The organism is Longispora urticae, assembly GCF_053902585.1.
This window is the reverse complement of record NZ_JAQZSH010000008.1, coordinates 1-22058: the sequence shown is the minus strand read 5'-3', so window position 1 is coordinate 22058 and position 22058 is coordinate 1. Positions and strand designations below refer to the sequence as shown.

Here is a 22058-nt window from a genome sequence, read left to right as displayed (position 1 = left end):
CGGCCTGGGGACGGCGGGACCGGCGGACGGGCCGGCGGGGTGGCAGAGCGGGCGCCCGTGGGCGGGCCCGGCGGGGTGGAGGGACGGTGAGGATGGCTGACCAGGACGTTGTCGACCTGGCGCGGTCGGTGGTCGGGGCGGAGCCGCGACTGGGTGGCGTGCGGGTCGTGGCCGTGGACGGGCCGTCCGGGGCGGGGAAGACGACGTTCGCGGAGCGGCTCGCGGTGGCGGTCGTGGCCGAGGGAGCGTCGGTGGCCGTCGTACACCTCGATGATCTGCTCGACGGGTGGGACGACCTGCCCACCATGTGGCCACGGGTGGAGTCCCTGCTGCTCGGGCCGTTGCGGGAGGGGCGGTCGGCGCGGTTCCGGGCGTACGACTGGGTGGCGGGGGAGTTCTCCGGCCCCTGGCGGGAGGTCGACCCCGGCGCGGTCCTGATTCTCGAAGGCGTCTCCAGCGGCCGGGCGGCCGTCCGTAGAGAACTGGTGGCGAACGTGTTCGTCGACGCGCCGGAGGACATCAGGCTCGCCCGGGTACTCGCCCGGGACGGCGAGGAGCTGCGGGAACCCCTGCTCCGCTGGGCCGGGGCCGAACGGGCGCACTTCGCCGCCGACGGCACCCGGGAGGCGGCCACGATCCGGATCGACCAGACCGGGTAGCGGGGCGGCGCGTACCCGGAAAAGGGGTGTCTTGGCTCACGGCGGGGAAACCGGACGACCGGGAAGGCCCGGCGAATAGGATCCTGGCATGACCGACGCCCTTCGCGCCGCAGTGCAGCGGCTCCTTCCCCAGGCCCGTGCAGACCTCGAGGCTCTCGCGCGCATCCCCAGCATCGCGTTCCCCGGGTTCGACCACAGCCACGTCCAGGCCTCCGCGGAGAAGGTCGTGGAGCTGTGCCGCTCCGTGGGCATCACCGATGTCCGGATCGTGCGCGCGGGGGAGGGCCAGCCCGCCGTCATCGCCAAGATCCCGGCCCCCGAGGGCGCGCCGACCGTCCTGCTGTACGCGCACCACGACGTGCAGCCCGAGGGGGACCTCGACGCGTGGCACACGCCGCCGTTCGAGCCGACCGAGGTCGACGGCCGGTTGTACGGGCGGGGCTGCGCCGACGACAAGGCCGGCATCGTCGCGCACCTGACCGCGATCCGGGCGTTCGGGAACCGGCCGCCGGTCGGGGTGACCCTCTTCATCGAGGGCGAGGAGGAGTTCGGCTCGGCGTCGCTGCCGGACCTGCTGGAGGCGCACAAGGAGGACCTGCGCGCCGATGTCATCGTGATCGCGGACTCCACCAGCTGGGATGTCGGTACGCCGGCGCTCACCACGTCGCTGCGCGGGCTCGTGGACTGCTACATCGAGGTCAGTACGCTCGACCACGCCGTGCACAGCGGCATGTGGGGCGGGGTGGTGCCCGACGCGCTCACCGCGCTCAGCCGGCTGCTCGCCACCCTGCACGACGCCGACGGCAGCGTCGCGGTCAAGGGCCTGCACGACGCCGGGCCGACCCCGGTGGACTACCCGCACGACCGGTTCCGGACCGAGTCCGGCGTCCTCGACGGGGTGCAGCTGATCGGCCGGGGCTCGATCACCGAGCGGCTGTGGAACCAGCCCGCCATCGCCGTCACCGGCATCGACTGCCCGACCGTGCGCAACGCGTCGAACACGCTGGTGCCGAGCGTCCGGGCCAAGGTCAGCATGCGGATCGCCCCCGGGCAGGACGTGGACGCCGCGATGGACGCGCTCGTCGCGCACCTGGAGTCGCACGCGCCGTGGGGGGCGCGCGTCGCCGTGACCCGGGGCGAGAAGGGCGCGCCGTGCGTGGTCGGCACGAACGGGCCGGCGTACACGGCCGCCCGGGCCGCGCACAGTGAGGCCTGGGACGGCGCGACGTGCGTGGACCTGGGCGTGGGCGGCTCGATCCCGTTCATCGCCGAGTTCCAGGTGGCGTTCCCGCAGGCCGAGATCCTGGTGACCGGGGTCGAGGACCCCGACGCCCGGGCGCACGGGCCCAACGAGAGCCTGCACCTGGGGGAGTTCGCCAAGGTGTGCCTCGCGGAGACCCTGCTGCTGGCGAAGCTCGCCGAACAGGCCTGACGAGCGGTGGCCCGGCGACGGGCCACCACCTCGGATCAACCCCATTATCTGGTTACGGTGGGGCCCGACCCGGTATGCATCGGTTTCCATGGCTGGACGGGTCGGGGGCCCGGGCGGGGCTGGACCGAACGGGTGGTCGGACGGTCAGGTCCGGGCTCGGCAATGATTCGTGCTCGCGGGTGTGCCCTGGGGCCCCGGTCGGACATGATGGGCCGGATACCGTCGCCGGACGGGGCCGCCCCGCGCCCGCCGGCCCCCCGAGCCGGAGGCCCCCCGCCATGGCACCGTCCCGTTCGCTCTCGCGGTTGCTGGTGTGCGCGGTGACGGCGGTGCTCGCGGTCGCCGGCTGCTCGTCGGCGGACAAGGACGGGCCGAGGGCCGCCGCGCCGCCCGCCGTCTCCGGCACGGCCCCCGGCACCCCGTCGCTCCCGGCCCCCGCGCCGGCCCCGACCACCCCGGCGTGCGCGGCTCCGCAGGGCTGGGACTGCTCGTGGGGGCCGAAGTTCGCGCAGGTCACGGCCAGGGTCGCGGCCAGTCCGGGGCAGCTCGGCGTCGAGGTGCGCGACCGGCAGACCGGTGCGGTGTGGAAGGCCGGTGCGGCGGACAGGACGACGTGGACCGGTTCGACGATCAAGCTGGCGATGGTGGCCAGCGTGTTCGAGAAGGCCCGGGCCGGGAAGGTCACGCTCACGGCCGGTGACCGCCAGGACATCGCGGACATGCTGGCGTGGTCCTCGGACGACGCGGCCGACCGGGTGTGGCGGAAGTTCGGGCGGGACGCGATGGTGCCGGGGTTCCGGGACACGTACGGGATGAAGGGGTTGACGTTCGTTCCGGGGTTCGACCGGTACTGGGGCTTCATGAAGTGCGGGCCGGACGACCTGACGAACCTGATGTCGTACGTGCTGGCCAAGCTCGCGGCCGAGGACCGGGCGTACATCGTGCACGCGATGCGCTCGGTCGAGGACATCCAGCACTGGGGCGTGTGGGCGGTGGGCGCGACGCAGGGCGCGGGCACCAAGAACGGGTGGTCGCAGGAGCTCGACGGCGGGGTGGAGCACTGGGTGACGAGCACCGTCGGGTTCGCCGGGCCGGCCGAGCGCTACGTCCTGACGGTCATGTACTCGATGCCCCCGGGGCAGGACTCCCTCGAACTGGGCGTGCACACGGTGAGCGACATCCCGGCGGCCCTCTTCGGGGTGGCGACCCCGGTACCCGTCGTGGTCCGGCCCTCCTGAGCGTGCCGGCCCGGGGCGGGGGCGCTCCGCACCCCCGCCCCGGGCTACGCGTCCCGCCGCCGCAACATCCCCCAGGCCCCGACGGCCAACACCAGGGTCCACCCCACGAAGAGCCCCAACCCCAGCCACGGATCCGCCGCGTCGGGGTCCATGATCCGAGCCCCGGCGCTGGTCGGCCACCATCTCGTCAGGGAGTCTCCGAGCCCGCCGAGCAGCAGCAGCACGATGGGCGCGATGAACAGCACCGCGATGACGGTCGCGATCGCCCCGGCGCTGTGCCGGACCAGGAACCCGACGGCGAGGGAGAACACGCCGAGCACGCCGGAGTACAGGCCGACGCCCAGGAGGGCGCGCGCCACGGCCGGGTCGGTGAGCGGCGCGGCCTGGCCGGCGAGCACGGACTGGCCGGCGAGGAAGGCGAGGAGCCCGATCGCGAGCCCGCCCGCGGAGGAGACGGCCGCCGCGACGGTGGCCTTGGCGAGCAGGAACCGGGTGCGGTTCGGTACGGCGGCGAGCGTGACCCGGATCTGCCCGGTGGTGTACTCCCCGGTGGCGATGAGGGTGCCCAGGACGCAGATGGCGAGCTGGCCGATCAGGAAACCGGTGAGGCTGGCGCTGGTCTTGGTGCCGTTGGTGCCCTCGTGCATCTCGGTGGAGAACACGGCGAGCATGCCGATCGCGATGCTGAGCACGGCGGTGACGAGCAGGCTGAACGGTGTGGACCGCAGGGACCAGACCTTGGACCATTCGGACCGGATCACGGCGAGGGTGTTCATGCCCGCTCACCCGCCCGGAACTGCACGTCCGTGCCGGTCAGCTCCATGAACGTCTCCTCCAGCGAGGCGCGGACCGGGGTCAGTTCGTGCAGCCGCAGTCCGTGCTCGGCGGCCAGGTCGCCCAGGGTCGCGCAGTCCAGGCCGCTCACGGCGAGCGCCCCGTCGGGGGTGGCGGTGCCCGAGCCGCCGGCCGCGAGGACCAGTTCCAGGAGCCGGTCGGGTTCGGGGCTGCGCGCTCTCGTGTACCCGCCGGAGCCGCGGCCCGTGAACTCCGCCACGGAGGTGTCCGCGATCAGCCGGCCCTGCCCGATGACGATCAGGTGGTCGGCGGTCTCGGCCATCTCGGTGAGCAGGTGGCTGGACACCAGGACGGTCCGGCCCTCGGCGGCCAGGCCGCGCATCAGGCCCCGGATCCACCGGATGCCCTCGGGGTCGAGCCCGTTGACCGGCTCGTCGAACATCAGGACGGCCGGGTCGCCGAGCAGCGCGCCGGCGATCGCCAGGCGTTGGGACATCCCCAGGGAGAAGCCGCCGACCCGGTCCCGGGCGACGTCGGACAGGCCGACGATGTCCAGTACCTCGGCGACCCGGGAACGGGCGATGCCGTTGCTGAGGGCGAGCGCGAGCAGGTGCTTGTGGGCGGTGCGGCCCGGGTGCACGGCCCGCGCGTCGAGTACCGCGCCGACGGTGCGCAGCGGGGCGGCGGCGCGCTGGAAGCTGACGCCCCCGACGGTGACCCGGCCGCCGGTGGGCCGGTCGAGGCCGAGGATCATGCGCATCGTGGTGGACTTGCCCGCGCCGTTCGGGCCGAGGAAGCCGGTGACCCGGCCCGGCCGGACGGTGAAGGTGAGGTTGTCGACGGCGGCGGTCATGCCGTACCACTTGGTCAGGCCATCAGCGATGATCATCCATGGAGATTAGCCGCTGTGCTGAGAGGACGCCGTCCCCAGTGGGCCGCGCAGGTCGGCCGCGACGAGTGACCAGACCTCCAGGTCGACCCGCCCGCCGTGCACGTAGCCGGCGTTGCGCAGCAGGCCCTCGTAGGTGAAGCCGGCCTTCTCGGCGACCCGGCGGGACGCCAGGTTCCCGGGCGCGATCCGCAGCTCCACCCGGTGGAAGCCGTGTTCCAGGACGAGCGCGACGGACAGCGCGTCGAGCGCCTCGCACGCGATTCCCTGGCCCCTGACCTCGGCGGACATGGCGTAGGTGACCTGGGTGACGTGCGCGGCCCAGTCGGTGCGCTTCGCCCACAGGCAGCCGACGAGCTTCTCGTCCTCGCGGCGGACGACGGCGTAGTGGTCGCCGTCGCCGCTGTCCCGGCGGTCGGCGGCCAGGTCGGTGCACCACTGGTGGCCGTCGGTCTCGGTGAAGGGGTCGGGGAACGGCAGCCACCGGCGGGTCTGCGCGTCGTCGAACACGGCGGTGACCGCTGGGACATCGGCGACGGTCAGGGTGCGGACCAGGAGCCGAGGGGTCTGGACGGTCATCGGCGGGAACCGCCGTACGGGCGTACTGATCCCTGTTCTCACCGCGCGACCCTATCGCGCGGCCCACTCCGAGAGCCAGGTCACACGTTCGGGACAGGTACGGTGACCTTCGTGTACCGCTTCCTCGCGACCCCCCGCTGGCTGGGCATGGCCGCGCTGTGCCTGGCCCTGTGCGCCGGCATGGTCGGGCTGGGTTACTGGCAGTTGCAGCGCTTCCACCAGCGGGCCGCGATCAACGACCGGGTGGACGCGGCGGTGCTGGCCCCGCCGGTGCCGGTCGCGGAGCTGAGCGCGCCGGGCGCGAAACCGGCGGACGCGAAGGAGTGGCGGCAGGTCACGGCATCCGGGGTGTTCGATCCCGCGAACGTGATCCTGGCCCGGGGCCGCACCCTGGACAACCGGGTCGGCTTCGAGGTGCTGGTGCCGCTGCGGTTGGCGGACGGCACGGCGGTGCTGGTGGACCGGGGCTGGGTCCCGCCCGCCGCCTCGGGGCTCAACGCGCACCCGACGGTGCCGGTGGTGCCGAGCGGCCTGGTGACGGTCGCGGGCCGGCTGCGGCTGCCGGAGAGCAGCCCGGGGCCGGTGGACCGGGCCGGCGGGGTGCTGGAGGTGCGCCGGATCGACCCGTCGAGGATCGGGAAGGACCTTCCCTATCCGGTACTGGGCGGCTGGATCTCCGTGGAGGTCGCCGACCCGGGGTTCACGGCGGTGCCGGGCGAGCCGGGCAGGCAGCCGACCTGGATGAACGTGGCCTACGTGATCCAGTGGTGGCTGTTCGCGGGAATGGCGCTCTTCGGGTACTTCTGGCTGGCGCGCAAGGAAGCGGGCACCGGGGAAGCGGCCGGTGGCGGGCGGGCACTACCCTCAGCGGGGTGACCGACCCCTCCCTCCCGGTTCCGTACGCGGGGAACGCGTACCAGATGGAGCCCGTCCTCGCCCAGATCGGCGAGATCCAGGTGACCCCGCGCGTGGCGCGCACCCCGGCGGGGGAGATTCCGCTCCGGGGCAGCGTCTGGTCGACCACCGACCAGTTCATGGCCACCCAGCACACGCCGACCTGGGCGATCGTGTGCGCGATCCTCGGGTTCTTCTGCCTGACGATCTTCAGCCTGCTGTTCCTGCTGGCCAAGGAGACCCGGTTCTCGGGTTACGTGAACGTGATGGTCGGCAACGGCCGGCAGATGTACACCACCCGGATCCCGGTGCAGAGCCAGGCCCAGGTCGCGCACATCTACAACCAGGTCAACTACGTGCGCTCGGCGTCGCTCACGGCGTAACGAAACGGCCCCGCCGGAGCGGGGCCGTTCGGGTCAGCGGCCAGCGGGCCTGGCCGGCGGGGCGGGCGCCCCGACGATCGAGTCGGGCGGCGGGGTGAAGTCCCGCACCGGTTGGCCCTCCAGCGCGTCGTGCAGCAGGACCGCCACCGTGTTCACCGGCTTCTGCGAGTTCGAGTCGCCGACGGAGTGGAACGGGTTGTCGGGGTCGGCCATGAACGACGCCCCGCACAGCTCCGGAGTGAACGCGACGAACCAGGCCGCCCGGTTGCTGTCGGTCGTACCGGTCTTGCCGGCCACCGGGCGCTTCACCTGCGGGTACACCCCGGGTGCCGTGCTCCAGTCCCCGCAGCTGCCCTTGGCGGCCTTGTAGCCGGTGACGCAGCGCGCGGCGTCGGCGGCCGCCTGGGCCACCTCGGGCCGGACCGCCTGGTTGCAGGCCGGCGAGACGTTGACCTGCTTGCCGGTGGCGTCCCACAGGCCCTGGACGGCCAGCGGGGCGCAGTACACGCCGTTGGCGGCGACGGTCGCGTAGGCGGCGGCCATCTCCAGCGGGGTGGTGTCGGCGACGCCCAGGGTGAAGGCGCCCCAGCCCCAGGAGCGCTCGGGGGTGGCCATCTCCCGGTCGACGTCGTTGTGCCACTTCAGGCCGATCCGCTCGGCCATGGCGACCGCGTTCTCGGAACCGACCCGCTGGACGAGCTGGGCGAAGTACGTGTTCACGGACTTGCCGAACCCGGACCACATCTGCTGGTTACCGGTCATGCCGGCCGACGCGTTCGACGGGCACCACCGGTCGCCGCACGAGGCCGGCCCACCGGGCTCGACGACGTACTTCGTGGTCACCTTCGGCGGCGCGTAGATGTTCGTGTTCAGCGGCATGCCGGCGTCGAGCGCGGCGAGCATCGTGAACATCTTGAACGTCGACCCGGCCTGGTACCCGGACATGTCCCCGCCGCCGAGCAGCGGAACCACGGTGTTCGGGTAGCTGCCGGGGATGCCGGCGGACCGCTTCGCGCTGTTGCTGTTGGGGCCGTTGCCGCTCTGGTCGAGGGCGTAGATCCGGTTCACGGCCATCGCGGAGACCTTGCCGGTGCCGGGTTCCATCAGGACCACGCCGTGCGCGTAGGAGCTGTCGTTGCTCTCCCGCTTGGTCACCTGGTCGTGCGCGATGCCCTGGATGTTCGGGTCGAGGGTGGTGTGGATGACGTACCCGCCGCGGCGCAGCGCGTTCTCCCGCTCGGCCCGGGTCGCCCCGAACTGCGGCTGCTGGAGCCACCACGAGTGCATGAAGTCGCAGAAGAAGCCCCAGTCGTTGTACGTGACCGAGACGCAGTCGTTGGGGATCGCGCCGACCTTCAGCTCGATCGGCGAACCCTTGACCTTCGCGGCGGCGTCGGTCGACAGGTAGCCCACCGACACCATCCGGTCGACGACCCAGTCGCGCCGCTCGGTGGCGGTCTTCTTGTCGGTGCTCGCCGGGTCGTACTCGGACGGGGCCTGGACGAGCCCCGCGAGCATCGCGCTCTCGGCGACGTTGAGGTCCTTGGGGAGCTTGGAGAAGTAGATCTGCGCGGCGGCGTAGATGCCGTAGGCGCGGTGTCCGAAGTAGGCGACGTTCAGGTACCCCTCGAGGATCTGGGGTTTGGTCCACTTGCGCTCGAGTTCCACGGCCATCCGCATCTCGCGGATCTTCCGGGTACTCGTCTGCTCGGTCGCGTCCTTCGCGGCCTCGGGGGTCTCGGCGTTGGTGATCAGGATGTTGCGGACGTACTGCATCGTCAGCGTCGAGGCGCCCTGGTGCACCTCCCCGCTCACCTGGTTCTTCACGAACGCCCGGACGACACCCTTGGCGTCGACCCCGTTGTGGTCGAAGAACCTCTGGTCCTCGGCGGCCACCATCGCCTGCTGGGCGGCGCCGGACACGTCGGAGAGGGGAACGACCTTGCGCGCCTCGTCGTAGAACGTGGTCAGCAGGGTCTTCCCGTCGTTGGCGTAGACGTACGACGCCTGGGGTGGCTGCCCGGCCGGCAGGTCGGTACCGGTGTGTTCGATGGCCTCAGCACCGTTCTTGGCGCCGAAGCCCGCGGTCGCCACGATGGGCATCGCGATGGCGGCCACCAGGACCCCGCCCGCCAGACCGCAGCGCACGAGTGGACCGAGCCGACCGAGGGCATGGAATGCGGCTGGAATCCTCACAAACTCACGTTATGCTAAGGAGCCCGGCCTCACTGCTCATTTCAGTGCAACTCGCGGCCCTGTGTCGGGTACGGCATGATCACCGCATGGATCCACTCCGGCACCACGGCGACGTCGAGCTCCGTCCTGGGCTGGTCGATCTCGCGGTCAACGTGCGCACCGAGCCGCACCCGGAATGGCTGTCCGCCCCCCTTCTGGCCTCGATGTCCGACCTCGCGGCCTATCCCGACCAGACCTGGGCCCGGGCCGCCATCGCCGCCCGGCACGGCAGGGAACCCGGCGAGGTGCTGTTGACGGCGGGCGCCGCGCAGGCTTTCACCTTGTTGGCACAGGTTCTGGGTCCACGGCGGGCGGTGGTGGTGCATCCGCAGTTCACCGAGCCGGAGGCCGCCCTGGCCGCGCACGGGCACATGGTGGAACGGGTCGTGCTGGCTCCGCCGTTCACCCTGGACCCGGGGCTGGTCCCGGCCGACGCGGATCTGGTGGTCCTCGGCAACCCGACGAATCCGACTTCGGTCCTCCATCCGGCCCACGTCCTGGCAGCCCTCGCCGTCCCGGGGCGCACCCTCGTCGTCGACGAGGCCTTCGCCGACACCATCCCCGGCGAACCGGAGTCCCTGGCAGCCACCCGCCTCCCCGGCCTCGTCGTCATCCGCAGCCTCACCAAGACCTGGGGCCTGGCGGGCCTGCGGATCGGCTACCTCCTCGCCGATCCGGCCCTGATCCGCGCCCTGACCGAGGTCCAACCCCTCTGGCCCGTCTCCACCCCCGCCCTGGTCGCGGCCGAGGTCTGCGCGACGGCCACCGCCGCCGAGGAGCGGATCGCCCACGAGATCGCCGCCGACCGGGCCTACCTGCTCGCCCGGCTCGCCGAGATCCACGGCGTCGAGGTCGTCGGCACCCCGGTCAGCTCCTTCGTCCTGGTCCGCACGCCGGGAGCGCTGGCCCTCCGGGACCGCCTGATCGCCCGGGGGTTCGTGGTCCGCCGGGGCGACACGTTCCCCGGTCTGGGTCCCGACTGGCTGCGGATCAGCGTGCGGCACACTGCTGTCACCGACGCGTTCGTCGACGTACTCAAGAACGAGGTGCACTGATGGAGCTGCTCTCCGCCGCGCTGGGCCGGATCGGCCCCCCCGACGCGGAGGCCGTCGCCGACGCCGACGCGCTCCAGCTCCGGCTGACCAAGCCGCCGGGCGCGCTCGGCACCCTGGAGCCGCTGGCGTCGCAGCTCGCGGGCCTGGCCGGGGTCTGCCCGCCGCCGCTGCCCGAGCCGGCCGCTTTGGCCGTCTTCGCCGGGGACCACGGCGTGCACGCCCAGGGGGTCACGCCCTGGCCGCAGGCGGTCACCGGCCAGATGGTGGCCAACTTCGTGGCCGGCGGGGCGGTCGTCAACGCGTTCGCCCGGCAGGCCGGGGTGTCCGTCACCGTCGTGGACGTCGGCGTGGTCACCGGGGCCAGCCCGTACAAGGTCCGGAACGGTACCCGGGACCTGGCCGTCGAGCCGGCCCTGACCCGCGCCGAGGTCGTCGCGGCCCTGGAGGTCGGCATCGCGGTGGCCCGCGCCCTGGTGGCCGACGGCGCGAAGGCGCTGCTCACCGGGGACATGGGCATCGCGAACACCACCCCGGCGGCGGCGCTGATCTCCGCGTTCACCGGGGTCGCGGCCGCGGACGTCACCGGCCGGGGCACGGGCATCGACGACCGGACCCTCGCGCACAAGACCTGGGTGATCGAGGGCGCGCTGGCCATGCACCGGCCCGACCGCAAGGACGGGATCGACGTCCTGGCGAAGGTCGGCGGCCTGGAGCACGCGGCGATCGCCGGGTTCATCCTGGGCGGGGCGGCCGAGCGGGTACCCGTCATCCTCGACGGCGTGATCGCGGCCTCCGCCGCCCTGGCCGCCGTGGCCCTCGCCCCCGACAGCCGGCACGCCATGGTCGCCGGGCACCGGTCCGCCGAGCCGGGCGCGACCGTGGCCCTGGAGCATCTGGGGCTCACCCCCCTCGTCGACCTGGGCCTGCGGCTCGGGGAGGGCACCGGCGCGGTGCTCGCGTCCGGGATCGTGGCCAGCGCGGTGCGCGTACTCCACGAGGTGGCGACCTTCGACTCGGCAGGGGTGAGCGAGAAGTGACGGTGTACCCCCTGGGACTCATCCTCACCGGTAAGAACGTGCTGGTCGTCGGCGGCGGACAGGTCGCCCAACGCCGGGTGCCCGCCCTGCTGGAGGCCGGCGCGGTCGTCACCGTCGTCTCCCCGTCGCTGACCCCGGCCCTGGAGGCGCTGCCCGTGACCTGGGTCCGGCGCGGCTTCGAGCCGTCCGACCTGGACGGACAGTGGTTCGTGCACGTCGCCACCCAGCGCCCGGCCGTGAACGCCGCCGTGTCCGCCGCCGCCGAGGAACGCCGGATCTTCTGCGTCCGCGCCGACGACCGCACCCAGGCCACGGCGTGGACCCCGGCCGTCACCCGGCACGGCCCGGTCACCGTCGGCGTGCTCAGCGGCGGCGACCCGCGCCGGTCGATGGCGCTCCGGGACAGCATCCACGCCGGCCTGGAGGCCGGCACCCTCGAACCGGGCGCGCACGGCGACAAGCCCCGGGGCGTGGCCCTCGTCGGCGCCGGCCCCGGCGACCCCGAACTCATCACCGTCAAGGGCCGCCGGCTGCTCGCCGAGGCCGACGTGGTGGTGGCCGACCGGCTCGCGTCCGGGCTGTTCCTGGAGGGGCTGCGGCCCGAGGTCGAGCTGATCGACGCGGCGAAGGTGCCGTACGGCCGGCAGCTCAAGCAGGAGGCCATCAACGAGATCCTGGTCGACCGGGCGCTCGCCGGGAAGTTCGTGGTCCGGCTCAAGGGCGGGGACCCGTACATCTTCGGGCGGGGCGGTGAGGAGCTGCTCGCGTGCGTCGAGGCGGGCGTGCCCGTGACCGTGGTACCGGGCGTGACCAGCGCGATCTCGGTACCGGCGCTGGCCGGCATCCCGGTCACCCACCGGGGCGTGACGCACGAGTTCACCGTCGTGTCCGGGCACATCCCGCCGAAGCACCCCGACTCGCTGGTCGACTGGGCGGCGCTCGCCCGGATGCGCGGCACCCTCGTCCTGCTGATGGCCGTGGAGAACCTGGCGGCCATCGCGGCGGAGCTCATCGCGCACGGCCGCGACCCGCACACCCCGGCGGCGGTGATCCAGGAGGGCACGACGGTCCGGGAGCAGGTCTTCCGGGGGACCCTCGCCACGGCGTCCACTCTGGGCGCGCAGCCCCCGGCGATCGTGGTGGTCGGCGAGGTCGTCAACGTCCTCAGTTCAAGTTCTTAAGAGGGTTACGGTGGGCGGTGTCCGGCCGTGAAGGTTGGAGCCCACCGTGCCGCCCGGGGCGCCCGGCACCCGGAGGCCCGTGCCCGGCGGGTGCGGCCCGGGGCCTGGTTCCTGACGTTGCGACCCACCGTCCGGGGCTGGTTCCTGACGTTGCGACCCACCGTCCGGGGCTGGTTCCTGACGTTGCGACCCATCGCCCGGGCCGGGACCTGACGTTGCGACCACCGTCCGGGGCCGGGACCTGACGTTGCCGGCCCGCACCCGGCGGCACCGTTCACCAGAAAGCCCGTCACGCGGTGGGCGGTGTCCGTTTTCCCGGGCTATGGTGCGGGCATGGCGATCAGCGACCGGGGCGGCCGGCGGCGGGTGCCGGGCCGGGGCGACGTGGTGGTCACGCCCGCCGACCCGTCGATGCCCCGCCAGGCGGCGGTCCCGATGGGCACCCCGGCCCGCCTGTTCCTCTACGCCGCGGGCGCGGTCATCTCCCTGATCGGCCCGGCCCTGCTGGTCGCGGCCTTCGCCGCGGACCTCACGACGGGCGAACGCTGGCCCCTGGCCGGCGGCGGCGTCCTGGCGATCCTGATCGGCGTGCCGTGCACGGCTCTGATGTGGAACCACATGCGCCGCGCGCACCGCGACTCCCTCCGGCTCGCCGCCGCCGGGGTCGACGCGGTCGCCGAGATCATCATGTTCTCGCCGGCCGCCATCGGTGACGAGGACGGCGTCGAGCTGGTCCTGTGGATCAGCGGCCCCGGGTTCGGGTTCGAGGCGCTGTCACTGTGCCGGGATCATCCGTCCCTGGTGGCCGGCGCGCGCCTGAACGCGATCGTCGACCCGTCCGACCACCTCTTCGCGATCGTCGGCTGACGCCCGTCCGTCCGGGGCAGGGACCTGACGTTGCCAGCCGCGCCAGGGCCGGGTCCTGACGTTGCCGCTCACACCCGGGCCGGGACCTGACGTTGCCAGCCGCGCGTGCCGCCGCGCCAACCCACGGTCGAGCTGGCCGGGTCACCGGTCCCGGGACCCGGCCACCCGGTGGTGGGCCTCATCCAGGCTGGCCAGGTCCCCGGCGGTGAGCTCCAGCGCCCCGGCCGCGACGTTCTCCGCGAGGTGCTCCGGGTCGCCGGTGCCGGGGATGGCGAGGACGTGCGCGCCCCGGCTGAGCGTCCACGCGATCCGGACCTGGGCCGCGCTCGCCCCGTGCGCCCGCGCCACGTCCAGCACCTCGGGGCTGTCGGCCCCGCTGGCCCCGGCGGTCCGCCCGGCGCCGGCGATGGCGTAGAAGGGCACGTACGCGATGCCCTGTTCGCCGCACAGTCGCAGGAGGGCGTCCTGTTCCGGGGGCGAGCCGATGCCGTACGCGTTCTGTACGCAGACCACGGGTGCGATGGCCTGGGCCTCGGCGAGGTGCGCGGGCCGGACGTTGGACAGGCCGAGGTGCCGGATCAGGCCGGCGTCGCGCAGGTCGGAGAGGGCGCCGAACCGGTCGGCGACGGAGTCGGTGCCGACGATGCGCAGGTTGACGATGTCGAGGTGGTCGCGGCCGAGTTGGCGCAGGTTCTCCTCGACCTGGCCGCGCAGCTGGGCGGGGGTGGCGTGCGGCAGCCACGCGCCGGACGGGTCGCGGCCGGGCCCGACCTTGGTGGTGATGACGAGGTCGGAGGGGTACGGGGCGAGCGCCCGGTTGATGAGTTCGTTGGCGGACCGGAGCGGGGAGAAGTAGAAGGCGGCCGTGTCGAGGTGGTTGACGCCGAGGTCCAGGGCGCGGCGGAGCACCGTGACGGCCCGGTCGCGGTCGCTGGGGACGGCGTTCTCGATGAGGGCCTCGCCGTGCTGGGTGAGGCGCATGGTGCCGAAGCCGATCCGGTGCACGGGGAGGTCGCCGAGTGTCCAGGTACCCGAGGAGGACGCTTCGATCTTGTCTGTGGTCATGCCGGAATGATCGCCACGCGCCATCCAGGCCGCCACTGATTCAGTCACGACCGAATCCATCGGGGTGATCGCGGCCGGCCCGGACGGCAACGGAGCCGGGCGCGCCCCGAAGGACACGCCCGGCTCCGCCGTCCCGTGCTCAGCCGATGTTGGTCGCGATCGTCAGGTCGCCGCTCCACACCCCGGTGTTCTTGTTCATCCAGTTGAGGCGCAGCGTGCCGTCGGTGCGCTTGGACACCGCGTTCAGGTTCCCGTCGCCGCCCACGGTCAGGACGGGGTCCCCGGCCAGCGAGGAGGCGATGGCGAGGTCACCGCTCCACACCGCGTTGGTCTTGTTCTGCCAGTTGAGCTTCAGCGCGCCGTCGGCGCGGCGGGTGAGGACCACGGTGTTGCCGTCGGCGCCGACCGCCGCCGCCGGGGTGCCGGCGGTGGCGGAGGCGAGGCTGATCGTGCTGCTCCACACGCCGTTGTTCTTGTTCATCCACAGGTAGCGCAGCGCGCCGTCGGTGCCCTGGAAGAACACCTGGGTGTTGCCGTCCGAGGCGGTGACGACGGCCGGGTCGCTGGCCGCGTTCGCCGAGATCGCGAGGTCGGCGCTCCACACGCCGTTGGTCTTGTCCTGCCAGTTGAGCTTCACGGCGCCGTCGGTGCGCCGGGTGAACACCACGGTGTTGCCGTCCGCGCCCCGGTGGATCCTCGGGGTGCCGGTGACCGAGGCGGCGAGGCTGATCGTGCTGCTCCACACGCCGTTGTTCTTGTTCATCCACAGGTAGCGCAGCGCGTTGTCGGTGCCCCGGAAGAACACCTGGAGGTTGCCGTCGGAGGCCACGGTCAGCCGGGCGTCGCCGCCGACCCCGGTCGCGATCGTCAGGTCGCCGCTCCACACCCCGGTGTTCTTGTCCTGCCAGTTGAGGCGCAGCGAGTTGTCGGTGCGCCGGGACAGCACCAGGCTGTTGCCGTCCGTGCCGACGAGAGCGGACGGGGCGCCGGCGAGGTTCGAGGCGAGAGTGACCGTGCCGCTCCACACGCCGTTGTTCTTGTCCATCCACAGGTACCGCAGCGTGCCGTCGGAGCCCCGGGCGAACGCCTGGGTGTTGCCGTCCGTGGCGGTGATGACCGACGGCGACGACTCCGAGGAGGTCTCCGCCCCGTCGACGATCTTGTTGTACCGGCGGGCGACGTAGTTGCCGTTGGGGTGCCCGTCGAGCTGTCCGGCGTTGATGGAGACGTGGTTGACCTTCTGGACCGGGCTGGAGCCGAAGCTGTAGTAGGAGAAGTAGGTGTGGTCTGCTTCCCATGCGTTGAAGAGGAAGACGTGGTTGGCGGCGTCGTTGAGGATGTCGCCGGCCTTGAGGTCGGCGCGGGGGATCTCGTAGGAGATGGCGGAGAGGTTGCCGGTCCAGTGGTGTGAGCCGGTGTGCCAGGCCATGTCGACGTATCCGGAGCAGTCGCGGCGGTAGTTGCGGTCGCCGGTGGGGCCGGGGGAGTACTCGGACTGGCTGTAGGGGCCGGGCTGGTGGTCGACCCAGTACTGGGCGCGTTCGATGACCTCGGCGCGGGTGATGTATCCGTCGATGCCGGAGGTGAAGGCCGCGTGGGCGGGGGCGGTGCCGGTGATCAGGGAACCGGTGGCCACGGCCGTGACGGCGAGCGTGCTGAGGGCACGGCGGAGCAGGGTGGTGTTCAAGGGGTGTCCTTTGGGGGGAGGGTCTCAGGAGGTGCAGCCGGCGAGGTTCGCCGCGAGGTGGTCGGGGACGTAGCCGGCGCAGAAGCCGGAGGATCCGAGGTTGAGGGGGCGCCAGGTGGTGCTGGCGGCGTCGTAGCCGAAGACGATCCGGGAGGGCTGGTGCTGCCCGTCGGGGACCGTCGCGGCCACGGCGAACCGCTCGTGGCACGAGACCTGGTGCAGGGCGGCGGGGTGCGCGGCCCGCGCGTCGAGGTCACTGCCCGGGGCGCGCAACGCCGCCAGCAGCGTCTCCGCCGTGGCTGGACAACCGGTGGTCGGTGCGCCCGGCGGGGCGGTGGCCGGCCTGGTGGTCGCGCCGGCCGTGGGGGGTGCGACCGCGCCGGTGGGGGAGGTGCCGGTGGGGGACGCGCCGGCGGAGGCCGCGGGCGTGGCGGCGTGCGGCTGGGCGGTCCGGGGCTGGTCCGAGGTGCCACAGCCGGTCAGGGTGAACACGATTGCGGCGCCGGCCAGGAGGGCGGGTGTCCTCACGGTGTGGGCTCCTTCAGGAGGCTAGGCGGTGGTTTCTGAGGGCCGGATCGGTGGCGATGACCCGTTCGCAGAACTGTCGGGCCGTCGTCCTGGCCTGCGATGCGGTGTCGGCGAGCAGGAACACGGCGAGTTCGTACCGGTCCGGGCCGCCGAGGGTCCGCAGGTGCTCTATCCGGTCGGCGGGTTCGGCGCTGGCCCGGAGGATCTCCGTGATGCGCTCCGGACCGACTCCCCCGGCTTCGGGGTCGAACAGGGTCAGGGTGATCAGGTGCATGGCGGTTTCCTGTCCGGGACTAGCCCCACGAGGCGCCGTCACTGTCGGTGGAGACCGTCGGGACCGGGCTGGAGCTGGTCGTCGGCACCGGCGTCGCGGCCTGTGCGGTGGCGCTGATGCCGGCGCCGAGGGCACCGGAGAAGGCGAGGACGACGAAGAGCGCGACGATCCGAGACATGACAGACTCCACCCGTGTACGTATTGATTGGCTTTTGGAAGTTTCGCTCCGGTGTGGTGCGTTCTTCCGATGTGGTGAACTCTGCCAGCCGCCCCGGCCCTGGTCACTACCCGCGGCCTGGCACCAACGTGCGTGGCAGTTTGGTGCCAGGAAATGATTTGGCCGGTTGGCCCTTGCTCCTGGCGATTCGGTTGCCCAGACTAGGTGCCGATTTCGGTAATAGTCGCGGGGGCGAAAATGCTGGAGATGCTGGGCCTGACGGGCCAGAAAGAAAAGGTTTACCGGGCCATGTTGGCTCATTCCGATTGGGGCATATCCGACCTGTCCATGAATACTGACCTCACTGAGAGTCAGGTTCGGGCGGCGCTGGACGAGCTCGCCGACCTCGCGCTCGTGCGCCCGGCCGTCCAGGGGGCCAGCGGTCTCCGCGCGGTCAGCCCCGCGGTGGGCCTCGCCGCCCTTCTCGCCACCGCCGAGGCCGAGGTCGCCGGCCGCGCCCGCCAGATCGAGGCGACCCGGGCGGCCATCGCGGCGATCACCGCCGAACACGAGACCGGACGCATCCACGAGGGCTCCACCCGGCTGGAGGGCCTCGACGCCGTCCGCGGTCGCCTGGAGGAACTGGCGGCCACGGTGTGCACCGAGATCGTCTCCCTCAATCCGGGCGGGGCGCACCGGCCCGACGCGCGCCAGGCCGGCGGGCCGCTCAACGAACAGGCCCTGAAGCGGGGCGTCACGATCCGGGCCGTGTGCCGGGACAGTTTCCGCAACGACGCCGACACGCTGGCCCACGCCCGCTGGCTCACCGGCCTCGGCGGACAGATGCGCACCGTCGCCGTCGTGGCGATGCCCCTGGTCGTCTTCGACCGCCAGACGGCCATTCTGCCGCTGGACCCGGACGACTCCAGGGCGGGCGCGATCGAGGTCACCACCCCCGGCGTCCTCGCGGCGACCTGCGCCCTGTTCGAGCAGTCGTGGGCTTCGGGGACCCCGTTCGGGCAGCCCCCGGTCGCCGACGAGAACGGCTGCACGCCGAACGAACGCGCCCTCCTGGAGATCATCGCCGACGGGCACACCGACGAGGCGGCGGCCCGCAGGCTCGGCCTGTCCCTGCGGACGATCCGCCGGATGATGGCCGACCTGATGGAACGCCTCGACGCGGCCAGCCGGTTCCAGGCGGGGGTGCAGGCGACCCGCCGGGGCTGGCTGTAGTCACGTCCTGACGAACAGGCCGACACTGTCCACGACCGGGCCGCACGCGTCGGGCCGGACCAGCCGGCGCGCGCGCCTGTCGCCCGGGAGAGAGCGGAAACCGACAAGGGGGGTACCGGTGGCCGAGGTCGCCTTCTCGGCCACCGATCTCGCGCAGATGCGGTTCGCGGTGTCCCCGATGTGGGAGGTCGTCTCCAGTTACCGCCTCCTGCTCGTCGACACCCCGCACCCCGTGCACCACCGCTGGGCGGCCCAGGTCCGCCCCCGCCTCGCCGCCGCCGGCCTCGACCACGCCTGGCTCGCCGAACTGGTCCCGCAAACCGGCGGCTACCGTCCCGACTTCCTCAACCCGGCACCGGTCGGCCCGACCCCCACCCTGCACGAGGAGCTGACCGCGATCCTGGCCGTCCCGGCCGACCGGATCCGCCAGGACCTCGACCACCTCCGCCACCACCAGGGCGCCCGGGGCCCCCGGCTCCGCAACCTGCACGCGGACCCGACCCGCCTGACCCGGGTCGCCGAGGAGATCGAGACCTACTGGGACCTGGCCCTCGCCCCCTACTGGGCCCGGATCCGGGCCCTCCTCGACGCCGACATCTTCCACCGCGCCCGCCAGCTCGCCGAGCACGGCGCGGCCCGGCTCTTCGACGACCTGCACCCGTCCCTGACCTGGGACGACCAGACCCTCCGACTGGTACGCGGCGAGCGCACCCTGTTCCGCAAGTCCGCCGGCCCGGGGCTGCTGCTGGTGCCCTCGGCGTTCACCGGCCCCGGCGTGCACACCCGGGTCCGGCTCCCGGAGGCGCCGCAGCTCGCGTACCCGGCGCGTGCCCTCGGCACCCTCTGGGAGTCCCGCCCCGTCACGGGCACCGCCGCCCTGTCGGTGGTCCTCGGCCGCTCCCGCACCCTGCTCCTCACCGAGCTGGACACCCCGGCGTCCACCACGGAACTGGCCCGCCGCACGGGGCTCTCTCCGGCCGGGGTGTCCCAGAACCTGACGGCCCTCCGCGACGCCGGCCTGGTCAGCGCCCACCGCGCGGGCCGCTCCGTCCTCTACGCCCGCACCGCCGCGGCCGAATCCCTCCTCATCGCCGCGTCCCCGTAGCCGGTTGCCGCACCCTGTTGGGTGGGGGTGCAAAAGTGCATGTGCGTTTCGGTACTCCCGGGGAGGTCCGTCCACGGCGGACAATTGTGGTCATGGTCAGCGATGGGCGCAGCACGCCGTATCCGCTCCGTAGCCGGCTCGCCCGGCACCTGCGGCTGCTCCGAGAAGAGTCGCGCATGACCATCCGGGCGGTCGGCCGCCGGGTCGGCTGGTCGGACTCGAAGATGAGCCGTATCGAAACCGGCCTGACCGGCATCACACCCTGGGACGCGGAACGACTCCTCGACGTCTTCAAGGTCACCGGGCCGCGTCGGGCCGCGCTCCTGGCGTTGGCTGAGGCTGGCGAGCAACGAGCGGTCTGGGGCGCATACCGGAAGTTTGAAGCCGTGGCGGCGACGGTGCACAACTACGAACCAATACTCGTGCCGGGCATCTTGCAGCATCCCGAGTATGCGTTGGCGCTCATGCGGTCGCATTTGCCGGATTCACCACCGGAGAAGATCGATGAGTTCCTGGCGGCCCGAATGTCTAGGAGCGTGCTGCTGACCACGGCTGCTGGGCCGTCTTTCCGGCTCATCATGGAAGAGATCGTGCTCCACCGCGTGGTTGGCGACGAGCGAATCATGCGAGCGCAACTCCGACGGCTCCTGGAACTAGGGGAGTTGCCGAGTGTGACGCTGCAAGTCGTTCCGTTCGACACGGTGGGGCATCCCGCACTACATGGACCATTCGCGGTGATGGAATTCGCTGACGGCTTGGACCCGGGCATCGTCGCCCTCGAACACAGACTGGCTACGGTCTACCTGGACGAGCCTGCCGATGTAGAGGACTTCATCGCGATGTTCTCTCGGCTGAGAGAGATCGCGCTCAACCCAGATGACACAGCTAAACTCGTGGCGCGGCTGGCGACCGGTCGTTGACAACGAGGAGACGGGCGATGGACTTCGACCGCGCAAGGTTTGTCAGAGCTCGCCGCAGCGGTGGCGCGGGGGACAACTGTGTGGAGTGCACCTTCGACTTCGTACCCGTCGGAGTGGTTGGTTTTCGGGACAGCAAGGACCCGTCAGGGCCGGTCCTCGCGGTGACCCCGGCCGACTGGGCGGTCTTCGTCGCCGCCATCCGGGCCGAGCACCTCTGAGACAGCCAGCCCCGGCCCCGGGCAGCGGCCCCCTCCCGCCAACGGGTCCGCCTGAGTGACCGCCCCGCATGCCGAGCACCTGCCCCCAGCAGCGTGACCCCGCGTGCCCAGGCAACAACGGAAAGTTCCCGCCGATCCCAGGCGTCCCCGGCAGGGTGCCACCTCGTCTCCCTCCCGGACAGGGAGGTGACAGTTGAGGAAGCACGACGCGGAGTTCGCCGAGTTCGTCGCCGCGCGCGGCCACCGGTTGCAGCAGACGGCGTTCCTGCTCTGCGGGGACTGGCACCGTGCCGAGGACCTGGTGCAGACGGCCTTGATCAAGGTGTACCGCGCCTGGCCCCGGATCGGCGGGGGCTCGCCGGAGGCGTACGCGCGGAAGGTACTGGCCCGCACGGTCATCGACGCGTCCCGCCGTTTCTGGCGACGCGAACGCACCGTCACCGAGGTACCGGACATCGCGGGCCCCGAGCACGGCACCGACGCGGCGCTCGACATGCGCCGGGCCATCGCCGCGCTGCCCAGCCGGCAACGCGCCGTCGTGGTGCTCCGCTACTGGGAGGACCTGCCGGTCGCGGAGGTCGCCGAGGTCCTCGGCTGTAGCGAGAGCACCGTGAAGAGCCAGTCCGCGAAAGGGCTGGCCGTGCTGCGTCAGCTGGTCACCGAGGAGCACGGCATGCTGGAGGGACACCGATGATGGACGACGGCGAAGAGACCGCCCGGTACGCGCTGACCACCGCGCTCGGCTCGGAACCCCCGCGCGGGCTGGACGCGGCGGCGCTGATCCGCCGGGCCCGCAAGCGCACCCTCATGACCCGGGCCAGCGCGGCCGGCGGGGTCGCGCTCGGAGCGGTCGCGGCGACAGCACTGCTGCTCAGCACGGTCGGCGGCCCGGGAGGCGCGCCCAGCCTGGCCGGCGCACCGGGCACCGGCACCCCGGCACCGAGCACCCCGGCACCGAGCACCTCGGCGCCGGTGGATCCTTGTGCGATGGCGGTGGTGCCGGCGAGCCTGTTCCCCACCCCGACATCGCCCGGTGTCCAGCAGGAGCCGCCACCCCCGGGCCCGCACTCGGCGGCGCTCACCGCGGTCCTCCACAGCGGGCGGGCCAGTTTCGTACCGGCCGGGGTCGTGCTGTGCCCCACCAGCCTGAACTCCAACGACGACCCGCTGCTGACCCGGGAGCACTTCGGCTCCACGGACGGCAACCCGCCGCCGGGCTACGCCGCGCAGGGCAACATCCCCGGTGGGGGGAGCCCGCTCCAGGGCGCGTTCATCATCATGATCTCGAAGTCCGGGCGGGACGGCACCTGCGCGTCGCTGTCGAAGCTCGGGGAGACGTACTGCCACGAGAGCACGCTGGGCGACGGCACGAAGGTGGCCGTGCAGCGGACCCTGAGTACCAAACCGAACTCCGGGCAGTCGACTGTGGAGATCCGGGCCTGGGCCAAGCGCGCGGACGGCGGGTACGTCGAGGCCGCCGCGTGGCGGACCGTGCCGGTGGCCGAGGGGGAGCGGGCGCAGCCCGCGCTGACCGAGGATTCCCTGCTCACCCTGGTGACCCTGCCCGGCCTGAGCTACTGAGCACCTGACCGGGGGCGCGCGCGGGGCGGAGGAATCGGCCCCGCGC

General features: G+C 72.5%; 25 protein-coding genes. 16 read left to right on the top strand and 9 right to left on the bottom strand.

Annotation, left to right across the window (positions count from 1 at the left end; all coding sequences use genetic code 11):
* The first annotated feature begins 92 nt into the window (after nucleotides 1-92).
* From PT931_RS03830 to PT931_RS03820, 3 genes are all read left to right on the top strand, one after another.
* Complete coding sequence (locus PT931_RS03830; protein ID WP_456244301.1) at nucleotides 93-659, top strand: uridine kinase family protein; 567 nt, start codon at nucleotides 93-95, stop codon at nucleotides 657-659.
* 88 nt (nucleotides 660-747) lie between these two features.
* Complete coding sequence (locus tag PT931_RS03825) at nucleotides 748-2091, top strand: M20/M25/M40 family metallo-hydrolase (RefSeq protein ID WP_456244300.1); 1344 nt, start codon at nucleotides 748-750, stop codon at nucleotides 2089-2091.
* A 278-nt stretch (nucleotides 2092-2369) separates the two neighbouring features.
* The gene (locus PT931_RS03820; protein ID WP_456244299.1) at nucleotides 2370-3329 is read left to right on the top strand and encodes a hypothetical protein; all 960 of its coding nucleotides are present in this window, start codon (nucleotides 2370-2372) and stop codon (nucleotides 3327-3329) included.
* Between the two features lie 44 nt (nucleotides 3330-3373).
* Here the strand turns inward: PT931_RS03820 and PT931_RS03815 are convergent, their stop codons facing one another.
* From PT931_RS03815 to PT931_RS03805, 3 genes are read right to left on the bottom strand one after another with little or no spacing between them, the layout of a single operon-like run.
* Nucleotides 3374-4105 (bottom strand): ABC transporter permease, encoded by a 732-nt coding sequence (locus PT931_RS03815; RefSeq protein ID WP_456244298.1) that lies wholly within the window; start codon nucleotides 4103-4105, stop codon nucleotides 3374-3376.
* Nucleotides 4102-5013, bottom strand: a complete 912-nt coding sequence (locus PT931_RS03810) for an ATP-binding cassette domain-containing protein (protein ID WP_456244297.1) — start codon at nucleotides 5011-5013, stop codon at nucleotides 4102-4104. The genes PT931_RS03815 and PT931_RS03810 overlap by 4 nt, the downstream gene beginning before the upstream one ends.
* 9 nt (nucleotides 5014-5022) lie before the next feature.
* On the bottom strand, nucleotides 5023-5634 hold the full coding sequence (locus tag PT931_RS03805) for a GNAT family N-acetyltransferase (RefSeq protein WP_456244296.1): 612 nt from the start codon (nucleotides 5632-5634) through the stop codon (nucleotides 5023-5025).
* 69 nt (nucleotides 5635-5703) lie between these two features.
* On the opposite strand from PT931_RS03805, the gene PT931_RS03800 reads away from it, so the two are divergent.
* Together PT931_RS03800 and PT931_RS03795 are read left to right on the top strand one after the other, a co-directional pair.
* On the top strand, nucleotides 5704-6468 hold the full coding sequence (locus PT931_RS03800; RefSeq protein WP_456244295.1) for an SURF1 family cytochrome oxidase biogenesis protein: 765 nt from the start codon (nucleotides 5704-5706) through the stop codon (nucleotides 6466-6468).
* The gene (locus PT931_RS03795; RefSeq protein WP_456244294.1) at nucleotides 6465-6869 is read left to right on the top strand and encodes a hypothetical protein; all 405 of its coding nucleotides are present in this window, start codon (nucleotides 6465-6467) and stop codon (nucleotides 6867-6869) included. Before PT931_RS03800 ends, PT931_RS03795 begins: the two co-directional genes overlap by 4 nt.
* Before the next feature lie 33 nt (nucleotides 6870-6902).
* Here PT931_RS03795 and PT931_RS03790 read toward each other — a convergent pair whose 3' ends face one another.
* Nucleotides 6903-9065, bottom strand: coding sequence for a transglycosylase domain-containing protein (locus PT931_RS03790; RefSeq protein ID WP_456244293.1), 2163 nt, complete (start codon nucleotides 9063-9065; stop codon nucleotides 6903-6905).
* On the opposite strand from PT931_RS03790, the gene cobC reads away from it, so the two are divergent.
* The 5 genes from cobC (at nucleotide 9047) to PT931_RS03765 (ending at nucleotide 13244) form a co-directional block, all read left to right on the top strand.
* Nucleotides 9047-10159 carry an Rv2231c family pyridoxal phosphate-dependent protein CobC gene (gene cobC / locus PT931_RS03785; RefSeq protein WP_456244292.1) on the top strand — a complete coding sequence of 371 codons (1113 nt, stop codon included), beginning with the start codon at nucleotides 9047-9049 and terminating at the stop codon, nucleotides 10157-10159. The two genes, PT931_RS03790 and cobC, sit on opposite strands and share 19 nt — an antisense overlap.
* 5 nt (nucleotides 10160-10164) lie before the next feature.
* Nucleotides 10165-11196, top strand: a complete 1032-nt coding sequence (gene cobT / locus PT931_RS03780; RefSeq protein ID WP_456244425.1) for a nicotinate-nucleotide--dimethylbenzimidazole phosphoribosyltransferase — start codon at nucleotides 10165-10167, stop codon at nucleotides 11194-11196.
* On the top strand, nucleotides 11193-12377 hold the full coding sequence (gene cobA, locus PT931_RS03775) for a uroporphyrinogen-III C-methyltransferase (RefSeq protein WP_456244291.1): 1185 nt from the start codon (nucleotides 11193-11195) through the stop codon (nucleotides 12375-12377). The genes cobT and cobA overlap by 4 nt, the downstream gene beginning before the upstream one ends.
* A gap of 27 nt (nucleotides 12378-12404) precedes the next feature.
* Nucleotides 12405-12590, top strand: a complete 186-nt coding sequence (locus tag PT931_RS03770; protein ID WP_456244290.1) for a hypothetical protein — start codon at nucleotides 12405-12407, stop codon at nucleotides 12588-12590.
* Nucleotides 12591-12710: 120 nt separating this feature from the next.
* The gene (locus PT931_RS03765; RefSeq protein WP_456244289.1) at nucleotides 12711-13244 is read left to right on the top strand and encodes a hypothetical protein; all 534 of its coding nucleotides are present in this window, start codon (nucleotides 12711-12713) and stop codon (nucleotides 13242-13244) included.
* Nucleotides 13245-13385: 141 nt separating this feature from the next.
* On the opposite strand, the gene PT931_RS03760 is transcribed toward PT931_RS03765, so the two are convergent.
* The 5 genes from PT931_RS03760 to PT931_RS03740 form a co-directional block, all read right to left on the bottom strand.
* Nucleotides 13386-14309 (bottom strand): aldo/keto reductase, encoded by a 924-nt coding sequence (locus tag PT931_RS03760; RefSeq protein WP_456244288.1) that lies wholly within the window; start codon nucleotides 14307-14309, stop codon nucleotides 13386-13388.
* Nucleotides 14310-14448: 139 nt separating this feature from the next.
* Nucleotides 14449-15996, bottom strand: a complete 1548-nt coding sequence (locus tag PT931_RS03755) for a hypothetical protein (protein ID WP_456244287.1) — start codon at nucleotides 15994-15996, stop codon at nucleotides 14449-14451.
* Between the two features lie 24 nt (nucleotides 15997-16020).
* Nucleotides 16021-16524: a hypothetical protein gene (locus PT931_RS03750; RefSeq protein WP_456244286.1), complete on the bottom strand. Its 504-nt coding sequence runs from the start codon at nucleotides 16522-16524 to the stop codon at nucleotides 16021-16023.
* Nucleotides 16525-16537: 13 nt separating this feature from the next.
* The gene (locus tag PT931_RS03745; RefSeq protein ID WP_456244285.1) at nucleotides 16538-16798 is read right to left on the bottom strand and encodes a hypothetical protein; all 261 of its coding nucleotides are present in this window, start codon (nucleotides 16796-16798) and stop codon (nucleotides 16538-16540) included.
* A 19-nt stretch (nucleotides 16799-16817) separates the two neighbouring features.
* Complete coding sequence (locus tag PT931_RS03740; RefSeq protein ID WP_456244284.1) at nucleotides 16818-16976, bottom strand: hypothetical protein; 159 nt, start codon at nucleotides 16974-16976, stop codon at nucleotides 16818-16820.
* A 327-nt stretch (nucleotides 16977-17303) separates the two neighbouring features.
* Here PT931_RS03740 and PT931_RS03735 point away from each other — a divergent pair, with 327 nt between their 5' ends.
* The 6 genes from PT931_RS03735 (at nucleotide 17304) to PT931_RS03710 (ending at nucleotide 22012) form a co-directional block, all read left to right on the top strand.
* Nucleotides 17304-18188, top strand: a complete 885-nt coding sequence (locus PT931_RS03735; protein ID WP_456244283.1) for a LuxR C-terminal-related transcriptional regulator — start codon at nucleotides 17304-17306, stop codon at nucleotides 18186-18188.
* A 118-nt stretch (nucleotides 18189-18306) separates the two neighbouring features.
* Nucleotides 18307-19293 (top strand): helix-turn-helix domain-containing protein, encoded by a 987-nt coding sequence (locus PT931_RS03730; RefSeq protein ID WP_456244282.1) that lies wholly within the window; start codon nucleotides 18307-18309, stop codon nucleotides 19291-19293.
* Nucleotides 19294-19385: 92 nt separating this feature from the next.
* On the top strand, nucleotides 19386-20213 hold the full coding sequence (locus PT931_RS03725) for a helix-turn-helix domain-containing protein (protein WP_456244281.1): 828 nt from the start codon (nucleotides 19386-19388) through the stop codon (nucleotides 20211-20213).
* 17 nt (nucleotides 20214-20230) lie between these two features.
* Nucleotides 20231-20431, top strand: coding sequence for a DUF397 domain-containing protein (locus PT931_RS03720; RefSeq protein ID WP_456244280.1), 201 nt, complete (start codon nucleotides 20231-20233; stop codon nucleotides 20429-20431).
* 193 nt (nucleotides 20432-20624) lie between these two features.
* Nucleotides 20625-21125, top strand: coding sequence for a SigE family RNA polymerase sigma factor (locus tag PT931_RS03715; protein ID WP_456244279.1), 501 nt, complete (start codon nucleotides 20625-20627; stop codon nucleotides 21123-21125).
* Complete coding sequence (locus tag PT931_RS03710) at nucleotides 21125-22012, top strand: hypothetical protein (protein WP_456244278.1); 888 nt, start codon at nucleotides 21125-21127, stop codon at nucleotides 22010-22012. The genes PT931_RS03715 and PT931_RS03710 overlap by 1 nt, the downstream gene beginning before the upstream one ends.
* Nucleotides 22013-22058 lie beyond the last annotated feature (46 nt).

Bases quoted from the DNA above. Each gene is read 5' to 3' on its own strand.
- PT931_RS03725 (WP_456244281.1), top strand. From the start codon at position 19,386: ATGGTCAGCGATGGGCGCAGCACGCCGTATCCGCTCCGTAGCCGGCTC.
- PT931_RS03710 (WP_456244278.1), top strand. From the start codon at position 21,125: ATGGACGACGGCGAAGAGACCGCCCGGTACGCGCTGACCACCGCGCTC.
- PT931_RS03760 (WP_456244288.1), bottom strand. From the start codon at position 14,309: ATGACCACAGACAAGATCGAAGCGTCCTCCTCGGGTACCTGGACACTC.
- PT931_RS03740 (WP_456244284.1), bottom strand. From the start codon at position 16,976: ATGTCTCGGATCGTCGCGCTCTTCGTCGTCCTCGCCTTCTCCGGTGCC.
- PT931_RS03720 (WP_456244280.1), top strand. From the start codon at position 20,231: ATGGACTTCGACCGCGCAAGGTTTGTCAGAGCTCGCCGCAGCGGTGGC.
- PT931_RS03810 (WP_456244297.1), bottom strand. From the start codon at position 5,013: ATGATCATCGCTGATGGCCTGACCAAGTGGTACGGCATGACCGCCGCC.
- PT931_RS03815 (WP_456244298.1), bottom strand. From the start codon at position 4,105: ATGAACACCCTCGCCGTGATCCGGTCCGAATGGTCCAAGGTCTGGTCC.
- PT931_RS03765 (WP_456244289.1), top strand. From the start codon at position 12,711: ATGGCGATCAGCGACCGGGGCGGCCGGCGGCGGGTGCCGGGCCGGGGC.
- cobC (WP_456244292.1), top strand. From the start codon at position 9,047: ATGCGGCTGGAATCCTCACAAACTCACGTTATGCTAAGGAGCCCGGCC.
- PT931_RS03735 (WP_456244283.1), top strand. From the start codon at position 17,304: ATGAATACTGACCTCACTGAGAGTCAGGTTCGGGCGGCGCTGGACGAG.
- PT931_RS03825 (WP_456244300.1), top strand. From the start codon at position 748: ATGACCGACGCCCTTCGCGCCGCAGTGCAGCGGCTCCTTCCCCAGGCC.
- PT931_RS03745 (WP_456244285.1), bottom strand. From the start codon at position 16,798: ATGCACCTGATCACCCTGACCCTGTTCGACCCCGAAGCCGGGGGAGTC.
- PT931_RS03830 (WP_456244301.1), top strand. From the start codon at position 93: ATGGCTGACCAGGACGTTGTCGACCTGGCGCGGTCGGTGGTCGGGGCG.
- PT931_RS03820 (WP_456244299.1), top strand. From the start codon at position 2,370: ATGGCACCGTCCCGTTCGCTCTCGCGGTTGCTGGTGTGCGCGGTGACG.